Below are 13,405 nucleotides of genomic sequence, written 5' to 3' on the forward strand. Positions count from 1 at the left end.
GTCCTGACCCCGCCGAAACGGTGTCGTTACAGTGGCTCGAACCTACCGCCCGGCCGCCCGCCACGAACCCGGTCCGGGCACGAAGCCGTCGTGCGGTCGCGGACAAGGGAGGAACGAGCCATGCGGACCGTCCGGATCGAGACCGCCGACCATCCAGGGGTACGACTGCTGGTCCTCGACGACCCCGATCGGCGCAACGCCATCGGTACGGTGATGAAGCGGGAACTCACGGCCGCGGTGGCCGCGCTGGCGGCCGACACGCAGGCGCGGGTGCTGGTCGTCACGGGCGCGGGCAGTGCCTTCTGCGCCGGCGCACACCTCGACGAGATCTTCGGCGGTCCGCCGCGCCCGGTCAGCCAGACCCGCCGGGATCTGGAGGACATCTACCGCAGTTTCCTGGCGGTGCGGGAGCTGGACCTGCTGACCGTCGCGGCGGTGCAGGGTCCGGCGGTCGGTGCCGGCCTGAACCTGGCGATGTGCTGCGATCTGCGTTACGCCGGTCCGGGTGCCCGCTTCGGCGCCACCTTCACCCGCATCGGCCTGCATCCCGGCGGTGGTTGCACCTACTTTCTGGTCGACGCGCTCGGGCCGCAGCGGGCCATGCAGATCCTGCTGGACGGGGCGATGCTGGACGCCGCCGAGGCCCACGCCCTGGGCCTGGTGCTCGACGTGGTGGCCGACCCACTGGCCGCGGCACTCGCCGCGGCCGGCCGCTACGCCGATCTCGATCCGCACCTGGTACGGCACGTCAAGCAGAGCGTGCGCATCGCCGGCTCCGCCGGGCTGGCGGCCTCGGTGCAGTACGAGGCGTGGGCGCAGGCCGCGTCGGCGAGTGACCCGGCGGTGCTGGCCACGTTGCTGTCCGGTCGCCGTCGCTGAGCGCCGTACCGGCCTGCGGGCGGCGTCAGCTCACCCCGATCGGACCCTCCTGCGGTCCGGACTCCTGCGCCGGCTGGACCGCCAGGGACGGGAAGTCGGCCAGGTCGCCGTCGGGTTCGGCGTCCCACTCGGGAAACACCAGATCGCTCTGCAGGTAGAGGCAGATCAGCTGGGCGAGGTGCCGCAGCCCGTCGAGGTGGGTGCGTTCGTGGCCGTGGGTGGCGTCCACGCCGAAGCCGAGCAGCGCGACCCGGGCATGTGCGCCGGCCTCCACCGCGGCGGCCACGTCCGAGCGGTAGTAGTCGAAGACGTCACGAACCACATCCAGGCCGTGGTCGGCGGCCAGCCCGGCGAGCTTGCGGGTCAGGTGGTAGTCGAACGGGCCGACCCCGTCGCCCATCGCGACGGTGGCGGCGGTCTCCCGGGACTGCTGCCCGGGCGCGACGACCGCGGCGTCCACCGAGACGATCTCGGCGACGTCGGGGTCGAGGCCGTGGCTGGCGCCGTGTCCGACCTCTTCGGTGCAGGTGATCAGCAGGTGCGCGGTGACCGGTGGCTGCAGACCGGCGTCGACCATCGCCTTGCACGCGGTGAGCACCGCCGCCACCCCGGCCTTGTCGTCCAGGTGACGCGACTTGACGTACCCGCTCGGGGTGACGATCGGGGTCGGCAGGATCGCCGCGAAGTCCCCGGCGTCGATGCCGAGCGCGCGCAGCCCGGCGATGTCGGCGACCGGCTCGTCGACCCGGACCTCGACCTGTTCCCAGCCGACGCCCTGGTGGTCGACGTCCTCGTTGTACCGGTGCCCGCTGGCCTTGAGCGGCAGTACCTGGCCGGTGATCACCCGGTCCAGCGTGTCGGTGAAGATCCGTACGTGGGCGCCTTCGGCGAACCGGGCGCTGTGCGTGCCGATCGGCTTCAGTTCCAGCCGCCCGTTCTCCTTGAGCCGCTTGACCATCCCGCCGATCGTGTCGGTGTGCACGACGATCGCCCGGTCGGCTCCGGTGGTGCGGGGACCGCACAGCACCGCACTGAGCGCGCCCCGCCGGGTGACCGTGAACGGCATACCGAGCGCGGACAACCGCTCCCCGACGTACTGCTGGACGTGGTCTGTACGGCCCGACGGACTCGGGATGTCCAGCAGTTCCAGCAGCACCTGCTGCAGGTAGTCCAGGTCGAGTTTCAGTGGGGCGGGAGCGTTCGGGTCGGCCAGCATGCGAAGACCGTACTACCGCCGGTCACGGCGTTGCGTTCGCCCCGCCGGGACCGGGCGGGGTCCACCGGCGCTGCTGCGCGCTGGTGCCCGGAAACAGCAGGTCGATGAAGCGTTCCGCGGTCGGCTGCGGTTCGTGGTTGGCCAGTCCGGGCCGTTCGTTGGCCTCGATGAAGACGTGCTCGGGCTGATCAGGAGCGGACACCAGCAGGTCGAGTCCGGTCACCGGGATGGCCAGCGCGCGACTGGCCGCCACGCACGCCTCGGCCAGTTCGGGGTGCAGCCGGTCGGTCACGTCGTGGATGGTCCCGCCGGTGTGCAGGTTGGCGGTGCGCCGGACGGTGAGCAGTTCCCCGGTCGGCAGCACGTCGTCCATCGCGTACCCGGATTCGGCGACGATCTCCCGGGTGACGTCGTCGATCGGGATCTTCGACTCGCCGCCGGTGGCGGCGGACCGCCGCCGGCTCTGCCGCCGGATCAGCTCGATCACGGTGTGTGCGCCGTCGCCGGTGACCGCGGCCGGCCGGCGGACCGCCGCGGCCACGACCTCGTGGTCGATGACGAGCACCCGCAGGTCCGCTCCGTGATGACGCTGCTCGATGAGCACCTCGGGACAGTGGTGGCGGGCCACGGCGACCGCGTCGCGCAGCGCGGCCGGGTCACTCACCCCGACGGTGATGCCGGTGCCCTGCTCGCCGCGGGCCGGCTTGACGACGACCTCGCCGACGTCGGCGAGGAACGCTTCGTCGGCGTCGTCGCCGGTGGCGGTACGTCCCTGCGGCACCCGTAGCCCGGCGTCGATGAGCACCCGGCGGGTGACCCGCTTGTCGTCGCAGCGGCTCATCGCCACCGCCGAGGTCAGCTCGGACAGGGACTCACGGGTGACGACGGTCCGTGCCCCGTTGGTCAGCCGCAGCTCGCCCCAGGAAGCGTCGATGACCTCGACCCGGATGCCCCGGCGCATCGCCTCGTCGGCCACGATCTGCGCGTACGGGTTCAGCTCGTCGTAGCCGTCGGGCATGCTGGCCAAAAAGAGTCGCTCGTTGATCGGGTTCTTGCGTTTGACGCACAGGGTGGGGGTGCGTTCGAAGCCGAGTCGTTCGTAGAGCCGGATCGCACCCTCGTTGTCGGCCAGCACGGACAGGTCGATGAATACCCGCCCACGGTCGGCGAACCGGCCGGCGAGTTCGAGGAGCAGAGCCTGACCGGTGCCGGGCGGGGCCTGCAGCGGATCCACCGTCAGGCACCACAGGCTCGACCCGTGTTCCGGGTCGTCGAAGACGGCGACGTGGTCGACGCCGGTGATGGTGCCGACGACCTGACCGGTGACCGACTCGGCGACCAGGTGCACGAACCGGTCGGTGGCGGCGTTGGCCACCAGGATGTCCACCGGGGCGGTGACCATCCCGTTGTGCGCGTAGATGCGGTTGACCGCGTCGGCGTCGGCTTCGTCACGTAACGGCCGGATCCGCAGCCCGGGCTCCGGCTCCTGGGGCGCTTCGACCTTCGTCAGGTCGAGCCGGAAGGTCAGCGACGGGTCGATGAACAACTCGTCGGGCAGCCGGGACACCAGCACGTGCGGGTCGGGCAGGTAGATGCAGATGTCCCGGGAGCCGGCCGCTTCCGAGCGCAGCACGTCGGCGACGTCGGACGGATGGGCGAAGGTCTGCCCGAACACCAGCCGGCCCCAGCCGCATTCCAGGACCACGTCGGCGTTGTCCGGCTCGCGCGGTTCGGGCTGCTCGGACGGTGGAACACCGCCGGGGACGACCGGGTCGCCGCCGGGCCCGATTCGCTCTCGCCGGGGCGGCGGCGCCGAGGTTGTGTCGGGACGGGGGACGCTCGGGTCGTCAGTCAATGCCATGACTCTGCAGCCACATCTCCAGCAGTCCGAGTTGCCACAATTTGTTGCCGCGCAGCGGGGTCAGTTCGGCGTTCGGGTCCCGCAGCAGGGCGGCGACGTATTCGTCGCGAAACAGGCCACGGCGGCGGGCCTGCGGGGCGTACAGCGCGTCGCGGACCCGGTCGAGCAACTTGCCTTCGAGGTGGGTCAGTCCGGGCACCGGGAAGTAGCCTTTCGGCCGGTCGATGACCTCCCACGGCAGCACCCGGCGGCCGATCTCCTTGAGTACGCCCTTGCCGCCCTGGGCGAGCTTGAGCTCGGGCGGACAGGTGGCGGCGAGTTCCACGAATTCATGGTCGAGGAAGGGGACCCGGGCCTCAAGACCGTGCGCCATGGTCATGTTGTCGACCCGCTTGACCGGGTCGTCGACCAGCATCACCGTGGTGTCGATGCGCAGTCCAACGTCGACCGCCTGCTCGGCACCGGAGCGCGCCAGGTGGGCGGCGACGAACTCGCGGGCCGGGTCCCCGTCGGCCAGGTGCGCGGGATCGAGCACCTCGGCCAGGCCTGCGGCGTCCCGGTCGAAGAAGGCGGCGGCGTACGTGTCCAGCGCCCGGTCGCGGCCGACCGCGGCCAACGGCGGATACCAGTGGTATCCGCCGAGGATCTCATCGGCGCCCTGACCGGACTGCACCACCTTGAGATGCTCGGCGACGACCTGACTGAGCAGGTAGAACGCCACGCAGTCGTGGCTGACCATCGGCTCGCTCATGGCGGCGACGGCGGCTTCCAACGGCGGCACCAGGTCCTGGGCGGCGACCCGGATCTGGTGATGGTCGGTGTCGAACCGTTGGGCGACCAGGTCGGAGTAGACGAACTCGTCGCCTTCCCGGCCGCCGACCGCGTCGAAGCCGATGGAGAAGGTGGCCAGGCCGCGCTGGCCCTGCTCGGCCAGCAGCGCCACGACGAGGCTGGAGTCGAGCCCGCCGGAGAGCAACACCCCCACCGGCACGTCGGCGACCATCCGCCGTTGGACCGCGGTGGTCAGCGATTCCAGCAGGGCGTCCTGCCAGTCGCGGTGCGACCACCGGGCCCGCTGGGGGTCACGGGCGAACGGCGGGTTCCAGTAGCGGTGCTCATCGACACGGCCGTCGGGCCGGTAGACCCGTACGGTCGCCGGCGGCAGCTTGCGCACGCCGGCCAGGATGGTCCGCGGCGGCGGAACGACGCTGTGGAAGCTCAGGTAGTGGGCGAGCGCCACCCGGTCGATGCCGGTGTCGACGTCGCCACCGGCGAGCAGTGCCGGCAGGGTGCTGGCGAAACGCACCAGACCGGGCTGCTCGCTCACGTACAGCGGCTTGATGCCGAGCCGGTCGCGGGCCAGCACCAGTCGTCCGGTGTCGCGTTCGGCGATGGCCACGGCGAACATTCCGGCGAGGTGGTCGACGAAGTCGACGCCCCACTCGGCGTAGGCCTTGACGACGACTTCGCTGTCGCCGGAGGAGAAGAACCGGTGGCCGCGGGCCTGCAACTGTTCGCGTAACTGACGGTAGTTGTAGATACAGCCGTTGAACACGCCGGTCAGGCCGGTGGTGGAGTCGACGATCGGCTGGTTGCTGGCCGCCGACAGGTCGATGATCTTCAGTCTCCGGTGGCCGAAGGCGATGCTGCCGTGTGACCAGGAGCCGCCGTCGTCGGGTCCCCGGTCACTCATCGTGGCAGCCATCCGCTCCACCGTGCCGACGTCGGCACGGGAACCGTCACGGCGCAGCTCTCCCGCAAGTCCGCACATGCGTACCCATCCTGCCAGACCGGGCCGGCTTCGCCCAGTTGAGCGCGGTCGTACCGCGGCGACGGGCTGGTGCCGGTGTGCCCGCAGTGCGGAATCCGACATCCGGCCGTGCGGTGGATCTCGTACGCTGGCGCGCGCCAGAACGCCAGAGTCCTGATCGACCGATCAGCCTGTTGCCCGGCCCGAGGACGGCCGGTGCTGCGCCGGACGTCGGAGACAAGGTAACGTTTGGGTTGGTTTGGAGGAACGGATGGTGGATAGTCGCCACTGTCCGACGTGGGGCTCCCGTCCGGTTCCCGGGTGGGCTTCGACCGGGAGGGCACGGCGTTGCTGTCCACGCTTGAGGGCTACCACCTACGGGCGTCGGTGCTCGGTCACCGTTGGCTCACCCGGCATCTGGAGCGTCGTGGCGGCGGTCTCGACCCGGTCGCGTCGTTCGGTGTGGTCGAGGGGGCCTTCGTCACTGTCTGCGAGCAACTCGCCCGTAGCGATTTCCGGCTCACGGAACTGCGGTGTTTCGCCGACGCCGCGGCGCGGCTGACCGTCGCCGGACGTGAGCCGGTGACCGTCGACGAAGTCACCCGGATCGTCCAGTACGAATTCGGCGAGCCGGTGACCGTGGCCGACGTCGAGACCAACAAGGCGGTACCGGTGCGTCGGGCGGTGGTCGGCACGGCGGTCCGGCGGTTGCGCTTCACCCTGCACGACGTCGACAACCTGTTGCGCCGCGCGGAGAGCCTGGCCGCCCAGTGGGGGTTCGCGGCGACCACCTACCACCCTGGACCGCTCACCGCCGGCTACCTGAAAGTGGTGGAGCCCCGCTGGTCCAGCCACCAGTCGCGGCGCCGGCACCAACTGGGCCAGGCGCTGTGACGGTGCCGGCCGCCGTCTTTCGTCCGGCGGCCGCCCTGCCGACGGCTCCGGCGGCAGGGTCCAGACCGGGAAAGGGCGCGGTCACTGGGCGATCCGGTGACCGTCCTCGGCGTACGTGGCGGGAAATCCGAACAGTCCGAGCAGCCCGGTGGCCCACAGCTGGCGGCGGGCGAAGGCACTGAGGTTTTCCAGGTCGAGCCGGCTGCCGCTGACCGTGGCGGCCTGGTGACAGGCGACCAGACTACCGATTCCGGTGGAGTCGATGAACGTGACCAGCTTGAGATCGAGCACGATCCGGGCCGGTGTGGAGCGGGCGAGGATCGCGGTGACCGCGTCACGGACCTCGCCGGCGGTGGCGAGATCGAGCTCACCGCGCAGGCCGAGCCGTACGGTGGATCCTTGGTAGCTCTTGGTGATGACGAAATCCACGTCGTACCTCCGGTTGGACGGCGACGGGCACTGGGGGAGGGCCTGAAGAGCATTTGCGCGGATCTATCTCCGCCCTAGGTGGGCAGTATGTGAGCCGTCACGTTACGGTATGCCCACCGGAAGTGCCACCCCCATTTCGGACTGTGCGGGAACGCCGTCACCGAACGGTGCGTAGTCAAGTCGGTACTACCGGCACCTCCCGGTCACCACGGTTCGGTCGGCTCCGTCACGGCGGCATCGGCAGTGCCGGCGCCGTCGACCTCGTCGACCTGATCCGTCGCCGGCTCGACACCGACGGCATCGTCCTCACCCGAGGTGACGTTGTCGTCCGGTCCGCCCACGGTGTCTCCACCGCCGCCCTCGTCGTCGGTTCCCCCGGCTGCCATGACGTCCTCCGTTCCTCATCGTCGCTCCCGCGTTGTCGTCGCTGCCGTCGTCCGGCACCCGGCCCGCCCGGTGGACGCCGACCGAGCACGGTGTCCACCAGGCCCTCATCCGGCACCGGGGTCGGATGTCAGCTCTGCGCCGGATGTCAGCTCTGCGCCGGCAGCGGCGTCGACGGACTCACGGTGGGAGCCGGAAGCGTCGGGCTAACCCCCGGGCTGGGCGAGGTGGGCAGGCCGAGCGAGGCAGCCAGCTGCTGCAACGAGGTGTACAGGTCGTTGAGCACCGGGTCGGCCTCCTGCGCGAGGTCGACCACCTGTTCGTCGGTACCCTGGGCGATTTCCGCGTTGTTGACCTCGATCACCTGCGCGTAGCCCATCAGTTGGCTCTCGACGAACGCCGTGTCGAACTCGCCGCCGTCGAGCCCGTTCAGCCGGTCGACGAGGTCCTGCTGCTCCTGGTCCGGCGCGTCCGGCAGGCTCACGTTCACCTCACCCGCGACCCTGGTGACCTCTTCATCCAGTTGGGTGTGGTTGGAGACCATTTCCCCGCCCAGATCCCGTACCCCCTGGTCGACGTCCTGTTTGCCCTGAGCCGACTGGCCGATCTCAACGGCCGCCAGATTCACCTGATGGATCGTGCGCAGGTACTGGGTGTCCTGCTCGGAGGGTGCCGCGGCGTGCGCGGTGGCCGGCAGCAACGCGATCGTGGTGAGACCGGCCAGCATGCCCAGCCGGGTGAGTGCGGACCTCTTCATGTCGTTCCCTTCGCTTGGCTCGTCGGGGCACCGAGGTACCCCTCGCCGGCCCACGCATGCCGGGCGGTCGGGATGACCGACCCACCGGTGGCGGGTGAACCATGCCGCCGCCGTCGGCGGCCGGGCATGGCCGGCGGCGAGCCGGGTAGTCGGTGTGGCCGCTTCCGTGGCGAACTCGCCGACCATGCCGGGTGCCGGCACCAGCAGAGGGAGGACACCATGGCGAACGTCCCGCAGCCCGCGCCGCCCGACCCACGCTGAGCCGGCGCCGGGCCTCGACCGGAGCCTGCGACGTGCAGACGTTCCTGCCGTACCCGGACTTCGGCGCCTGCGCCGCCGTGCTCGACGCCCGGCGGCTCGGCAAACAACGGGTCGAGGCGTTGCAGGTGCTCCGCGGCTTGACCGTCGCCGGCTACGGCTGGCGCCACCACCCGGCGGTACGGATGTGGCGTGGCTACGAAGAGGCGTTGGTCCGGTACGGTCTGGTGATCTGCCTACAGTGGACCCGGTCCGGCCGGGCCGACACCGTCGCCGCGTCGCTACGTCGGGACCTGGCCGCCGCCCGGGGCATCGACCAGGTCCGGGAGCAGGACCAGCTCGCCCTCGCTCGGGCGCTGCCGGACTGGCTCGGGCAGCCGGACCTGCACCTGAGCCACCGCAGCGCGTTGCTGCACAAACAGCCCGACTTCTACCGCCCGCTCTTCGGCGACCTGCCGGTCATGCCGTACGTGTGGCCGCGGCCCGCGCCGCACCCGCCACCGATCGGCCCGGCCTAGCCGGTTGGACGAATTTCTGATCAGATTGAACCGTTCGGCCCCTGCCCGCCGAACCACATGTTGGTGAATCAGGTTCGGCGGTGACAGCCGTCGTCGCACGGGAGGGCAAAGACTGATGGTCAGGGGTCTACGCGCGGGAGCCGTCCGGATCGGCGCGGTGCTGCTCGCCTCGGTGGTCACGGGAGCGCTGGCGGCGTCCCCGGCACTGGCCGACCTGGGTCTGGAGCCGACGGCGGCGCCACGGGGGGCCGGCATTCAAATCGTGTTGCGGGTGCCGGAGGAACGGCCGGGCGCGTACACCTCGCAGGTCCGCCTCGACCTGCCCGCCGATCTGCCGATCGCCGAGGTCTATCCGATGTCGGTGGACGACTGGGCACCCCGGACCACCAACTACACGCTCGACGAACCGCTGCGCGGACTGCACGGTGGGCTGATGACCGAGGTGACCGAGAGCATCGTGTGGCTTCGGGTCACCGACGCGCCGGCCCGCCCGGAGCCGGTCGAGCTGGTCGTGTCGATCGGCCCGCTGCCCGACGCCGACCAGGTCGAGTTCACGGTGACCCAGACGTACTCCGACGGCACGCAGGTCCGCTGGGGCGGCCCCGGGGGCCGCCCAGGCCCGGTACTGACGTTGCTGGCGGCGGACCCGGCCGCCGTCGCCGGGCATGGCGCACACGGCGGCGTCGCACCGCCGGCCGGTGGCCAGGTGAGCGCCCCGGTGCCGGTGGCCGCAGCCGACGGCGCCGGGACCGACCTCGGTCTGTTACTGGCTGGTCTCGCCGGCGGGGCGCTGGTCGGCGCGGCCGTCGTCTGGTGGCGCAGCCGGGCGCGACGCACGCCCCGCGCCTCGTCCCAGGAGCAGGCCACCGCCGACCCGGCCGCCTCGGCCGGCACCCCGGACGAGGCGGCCCTCGTCACCGCCGGCGCCGGCGGTGACGAGGGCCGGTGGCGGCTGACCGAGGACTGAGGTCTCAGTCCACGGTCACCGTCGTGACCACGGTGGCCTGATCGATGTCGGAGACGCGCAGGGTGAACCGCAGCTGCCACTCGCCAGGCACCGGGAACGCCACCGACCCGAGGGCATGGTTGGGCTCGATACCGGCCAACGGCACGCTGACCGGTTCGACGCCCTGTGCCGGCAGCGAGGTCGTCAGCGTCCACTCGACAACCTCCAGCGGCGCTCCTTCCGGCGTGTAGACGTAGGCGTGCACCGTGTTGTACTCGCCGAGTTGCACCGGGTAGATGTCGAACTGCAACGTGTAGAGCGAGCTGGTCAGCGTCTGCGCGAAGCTGTCCTGCCCGAGGGCCTGCGCCTGTACGACCGCGGTCCGCGCCGGAGTGGTCTGCACGAGCACGGCGCTGATCCCGAGGGCGACCGTGGCGACGGCGACTTCGACCCCGACCAGTGCCGACAGCCGCCGCGGCAGCGCCGGGTCGGGTCTGCTGATCAGCCGGCGGGCGAAGCCGGCGACGACCAGCAGACCGGCGACGAGGGCGACCTTCGTCAGGATCAGCCGCCCGTAGCGGGTGGTGACCAGCGCGGTGAGGCTGCCGGTCTCGAGCACCGCCTGAACGGTGCCGGCCAGCAGCAACCAGCACACCGCCACGACCGCCCAGCGCGACCAGACCGGGAGGATCCGGGCGAGGACCCGAGGATGGGCGCGGCGCAGCAACACCCCGCCGAGAGTGACCAGCCCGCCGATCCACACGGCCACTGCGGCGATGTGCACGGTGTCCGCGGCGATGCTGACCGGCGGCACCGGCGCCGCGACCGCGTGCCCGGTCATCGGCCAGGTCACCAGCGCGGCCAGCGTCAGCACGACCAGCGCGATGCCGCGGCGCACCCCACCGGTGCCGGTCACCGCTGGTGTGATCAGAACCGTGACGGCGGCCAGGAGCACCAGCCGGGCGAGCATGGCCAGCCCGTAGCCGCTGCCGACCACCACGGCCAGGTCGGTGGGGGACACGTCGAACAATCCGCTACCGGTGGTGTACGGAGCCTGCACCCACAGCGCACCCACCGTTGCCGCCGCGACCGTCGCCAGCCCGGCCCGCAGCAGCCGCAGCGCCGGGCGGCGGGGCAGTCGGGGTGGCCAGAGCCAGGCGAGCAGCAGCGCCGGGCCGACCGCGAGCACCACACCGACGTAGCCGAGGTACTTCGCGACGGCGACCGCGACGGTGACCGCAAGCTGCTGTCCGTCCGGGTCCACCTGTGGCGCGGTCGCCGACGGCGCTCCGACCGAGTAGGTGTAGCCGGCACCCACCGGGTGGCTGTCCGCGGAGATGACCCGGTAGCTGACCAGGTAGGTGCCGAGCGGTCGGTCGGCCGGGCGGATCGGGATGGTCACCGTGTTACCACTGACCTGCGGCTGCCCGTCGGTGATCCGTTTGCCGTTCGGAGCGAGGACGTGGGACCGGCCGCTGACCAGCCGTACCGGCTCGCTGAAGGTCAGGACCACCTGGTCGGGTGCGTTGCCCAGCACCGCGCCGGGGGCCGGATCGGCGGTGATCAGGACCGCGTGCGCGGCGGCCGGCTCGGCCGGCCCGACCAGCGCCGCGGACGTGCCGACGAGCAGGCCGGCGAGTACGGCGACGCCGTAGCGGGCCAGCCGATGCCGTCGCCGGTGTTCTGGTGCAGTGCCTCCCACCTCTGGTAGTTCGGCGCGGTGCGGCGAATGGTTCATCACGAGGGGGCCATCACCATCCGTCTTGTCGGTGCTGCGGTTGGTGACGCGGACCTGCGTTACCGGGGGAGGTCACCGCGGATCGCCGGAAGGTACGCGTCGACGGCAAGGATCGTCGTCGACAGCGGGCGATGGGGCAAGTCGCCGGTGGCCGGCGTGCGGGGTCAGGCCTGCGGGGCCAGCAGGGTGCCGTTGCCGTCGTGGACCACGATCGCCTCCATCGGGCAGGACTCCGCCGCGTCGATGACGGTCTCGTCGGCTCGGATGCTCCTGGTCGTCGGCCGCGCCAGACCGTCGACCAGGGTGAAGCGGTGCGGGGCGATCCCGGCGCACAGGCCCGACCCCACGCACTGCTGCTCGTCGACGCTCACCGACCAAATCTGTTCGCCGCTGCTGGTCATCCCCACACCACCGGCATCTCACGTAGTCCCCGGACGATCATCCCGCTTTTCCACCGCAGCTGTGACTCGGGCACGGCGAACTGCAGCCGGGGCAGGTGGTGCAGTATCGCGTCGAGGGCCACCTGCAGTTCCATCCGGGCGAGTTGCGCACCGAGACAGTGGTGCACACCGTGGCCGAAGCCGAGGTGCGGGTTGTCCTGGCGGGTGAGGTCGAGGTCGTCCGGGTTCGCGAAGACGTCCGGGTCGCGGTTGGCCGCCGACAGCGATCCGATCACCGGCTCACCGGCTCGGACCAGGACCTCACCGACGTGCGTGTCTTCGGTGGCGTAGCGGGCGAACGAGGAGCCGACGCCGAGCGGGATGAAGCGCATGAGTTCCTCGACCGCCGTCGGTACCAGCTGCGGTCGGGCCCGCAGGATGGCGAGCTGCTCCGGGTGGGTGAGCAGCACGTAGACGAGGTTGGGCAACTGGGTGACGGTGGTCTCGTGTCCGGCGGCCAGTAGACCTGCGGCGAGCTGGACCAGCTCGGTTTCACTGAGTCGGTCCTGGTCTTCGTCGCGGGCCCGGACCATCGCGCCGAGCAGGTCGTCGGTGGGCCGGGCCCGCCGCTGCGCGACGAGTCCGGCGATGTATCCGCGCAGGTTGTCGAGGTAGTTCTGGATCTGGTCGGGAGGAAGCGACGTGGTCGACACGATCGCCTCGGACCAGACGTGGAACCGGTCCCGGTCGACGAACGGTACGCCGAGGAGTTCGCAGATGACCCGTACCGGCAGCGGGGTGGCGAACTGGCTCACCAGATCCGCAGGTGGACCTTTGTCGATCATGTCGGTGAGCAACTCGTCGGCGAACTGCCGGGTGCGGGGGCGCAGATGTTCGACCCGTCGTGCGGTGAACGCCTTGGCGACCAGTCGCCGCAGCCGGGTGTGATCGGGCGGGTCCATCGACAGGATGCCGCCCTCGATCTGACGGGGGGTGATTCGTGGTTCGTCGCGGCCGACACCGGCGGCGCGGGAGAACCGCGGATCGCCGAGCACGAACCGTACGTCGGCGTGGCGGGTGGCCAGCCAGGCCGGCTCGCCGTAGGGCAGCGACACCCGGACCAGTGGTTCTTCGGCTTGCAGCCGCCGGTAGGTCGGATCGAGGTGGAGCCGGTCGGGCGCGGCGAATGGGTAGGCCCGTACCTGACCCGGACGGGGGTGTGTCACCTGTGTTTCACCTCCGGACGGAGCTCTCTTACCGAGAGATGTTCTTCGGACACGTAGAGCGATGCCCCGTTGTGGATTCTAGAGATGCCAGTCGATCAGATGCACCCCTCCGCCGGTCCGGATGAATCCCATCTTCCTAGGATGCTCTACAAGAAGTGACACCAGTCAC

General features: G+C 70.9%; 13 protein-coding genes. 4 read left to right on the top strand and 9 right to left on the bottom strand.

What is annotated here, in order from left to right:
* Positions 1 to 120: 120 nt before the first annotated feature.
* Positions 121 to 879, top strand: a complete 759-nt coding sequence (locus ACN27F_RS00950) for an enoyl-CoA hydratase (protein ID WP_421430644.1) — start codon at positions 121 to 123, stop codon at positions 877 to 879.
* Between the two features lie 25 nt (positions 880 to 904).
* Here ACN27F_RS00950 and ACN27F_RS00955 read toward each other — a convergent pair whose 3' ends face one another.
* Genes ACN27F_RS00955 through ACN27F_RS00965 form a run of 3 tightly spaced genes read right to left on the bottom strand, consistent with a single transcriptional unit; the run spans position 905 to position 5,727 of the window.
* Positions 905 to 2,095: an osmoprotectant NAGGN system M42 family peptidase gene (locus ACN27F_RS00955; RefSeq protein ID WP_421430645.1), complete on the bottom strand. Its 1,191-nt coding sequence runs from the start codon at positions 2,093 to 2,095 to the stop codon at positions 905 to 907.
* Positions 2,096 to 2,117: 22 nt separating this feature from the next.
* On the bottom strand, positions 2,118 to 3,950 hold the full coding sequence (gene ngg, locus ACN27F_RS00960; protein ID WP_421430646.1) for an N-acetylglutaminylglutamine synthetase: 1,833 nt from the start codon (positions 3,948 to 3,950) through the stop codon (positions 2,118 to 2,120).
* Positions 3,943 to 5,727: an N-acetylglutaminylglutamine amidotransferase gene (locus ACN27F_RS00965; protein ID WP_421430647.1), complete on the bottom strand. Its 1,785-nt coding sequence runs from the start codon at positions 5,725 to 5,727 to the stop codon at positions 3,943 to 3,945. The genes ngg and ACN27F_RS00965 overlap by 8 nt, the downstream gene beginning before the upstream one ends.
* A 276-nt stretch (positions 5,728 to 6,003) precedes the next feature.
* Here ACN27F_RS00965 and ACN27F_RS00970 point away from each other — a divergent pair, with 276 nt between their 5' ends.
* Positions 6,004 to 6,600, top strand: coding sequence for a hypothetical protein (locus tag ACN27F_RS00970; RefSeq protein ID WP_421430648.1), 597 nt, complete (start codon positions 6,004 to 6,006; stop codon positions 6,598 to 6,600).
* Between the two features lie 81 nt (positions 6,601 to 6,681).
* Here ACN27F_RS00970 and ACN27F_RS00975 read toward each other — a convergent pair whose 3' ends face one another.
* The 3 genes from ACN27F_RS00975 to ACN27F_RS00985 form a co-directional block, all read right to left on the bottom strand.
* Positions 6,682 to 7,029, bottom strand: coding sequence for an STAS domain-containing protein (locus tag ACN27F_RS00975; protein ID WP_421430649.1), 348 nt, complete (start codon positions 7,027 to 7,029; stop codon positions 6,682 to 6,684).
* Between the two features lie 203 nt (positions 7,030 to 7,232).
* Complete coding sequence (locus ACN27F_RS00980) at positions 7,233 to 7,415, bottom strand: hypothetical protein (RefSeq protein ID WP_421430650.1); 183 nt, start codon at positions 7,413 to 7,415, stop codon at positions 7,233 to 7,235.
* 146 nt (positions 7,416 to 7,561) lie between these two features.
* Positions 7,562 to 8,170, bottom strand: coding sequence for a DUF4142 domain-containing protein (locus ACN27F_RS00985; RefSeq protein ID WP_421430651.1), 609 nt, complete (start codon positions 8,168 to 8,170; stop codon positions 7,562 to 7,564).
* Between the two features lie 293 nt (positions 8,171 to 8,463).
* Between ACN27F_RS00985 and ACN27F_RS00990 the strand changes: the two genes are divergently transcribed.
* The gene (locus tag ACN27F_RS00990; RefSeq protein ID WP_421430652.1) at positions 8,464 to 8,946 is read left to right on the top strand and encodes an MSMEG_6728 family protein; all 483 of its coding nucleotides are present in this window, start codon (positions 8,464 to 8,466) and stop codon (positions 8,944 to 8,946) included.
* 115 nt (positions 8,947 to 9,061) lie between these two features.
* Complete coding sequence (locus tag ACN27F_RS00995) at positions 9,062 to 9,913, top strand: DUF1775 domain-containing protein (protein WP_421430653.1); 852 nt, start codon at positions 9,062 to 9,064, stop codon at positions 9,911 to 9,913.
* 4 nt (positions 9,914 to 9,917) lie between these two features.
* Here the strand turns inward: ACN27F_RS00995 and ACN27F_RS01000 are convergent, their stop codons facing one another.
* From ACN27F_RS01000 to ACN27F_RS01010, 3 genes are all read right to left on the bottom strand, one after another.
* Positions 9,918 to 11,555: a copper resistance CopC/CopD family protein gene (locus tag ACN27F_RS01000; RefSeq protein WP_421439881.1), complete on the bottom strand. Its 1,638-nt coding sequence runs from the start codon at positions 11,553 to 11,555 to the stop codon at positions 9,918 to 9,920.
* Between the two features lie 239 nt (positions 11,556 to 11,794).
* Complete coding sequence (locus ACN27F_RS01005) at positions 11,795 to 12,031, bottom strand: ferredoxin (RefSeq protein ID WP_421430654.1); 237 nt, start codon at positions 12,029 to 12,031, stop codon at positions 11,795 to 11,797.
* Positions 12,028 to 13,236, bottom strand: coding sequence for a cytochrome P450 (locus ACN27F_RS01010; RefSeq protein WP_421430655.1), 1,209 nt, complete (start codon positions 13,234 to 13,236; stop codon positions 12,028 to 12,030). Before ACN27F_RS01010 ends, ACN27F_RS01005 begins: the two co-directional genes overlap by 4 nt.
* Positions 13,237 to 13,405: the final 169 nt, after the last annotated feature.

It is taken from the genome of Solwaraspora sp. WMMB335 (assembly GCF_049179075.1).
In the GTDB taxonomy this organism is placed as follows: domain Bacteria; phylum Actinomycetota; class Actinomycetes; order Mycobacteriales; family Micromonosporaceae; genus Micromonospora_E.

Excerpts from the sequence above, each read along its gene's own strand:
- ACN27F_RS00950 (WP_421430644.1), top strand. The coding sequence starts at position 121 with ATGCGGACCGTCCGGATCGAGACCGCCGACCATCCAGGGGTACGACTG.
- ACN27F_RS00955 (WP_421430645.1), bottom strand. The coding sequence starts at position 2,095 with ATGCTGGCCGACCCGAACGCTCCCGCCCCACTGAAACTCGACCTGGAC.
- ACN27F_RS00965 (WP_421430647.1), bottom strand. The coding sequence starts at position 5,727 with ATGTGCGGACTTGCGGGAGAGCTGCGCCGTGACGGTTCCCGTGCCGAC.
- ACN27F_RS00980 (WP_421430650.1), bottom strand. The coding sequence starts at position 7,415 with ATGGCAGCCGGGGGAACCGACGACGAGGGCGGCGGTGGAGACACCGTG.
- ACN27F_RS00985 (WP_421430651.1), bottom strand. The coding sequence starts at position 8,170 with ATGAAGAGGTCCGCACTCACCCGGCTGGGCATGCTGGCCGGTCTCACC.
- ACN27F_RS00995 (WP_421430653.1), top strand. The coding sequence starts at position 9,062 with ATGGTCAGGGGTCTACGCGCGGGAGCCGTCCGGATCGGCGCGGTGCTG.
- ACN27F_RS01005 (WP_421430654.1), bottom strand. The coding sequence starts at position 12,031 with ATGACCAGCAGCGGCGAACAGATTTGGTCGGTGAGCGTCGACGAGCAG.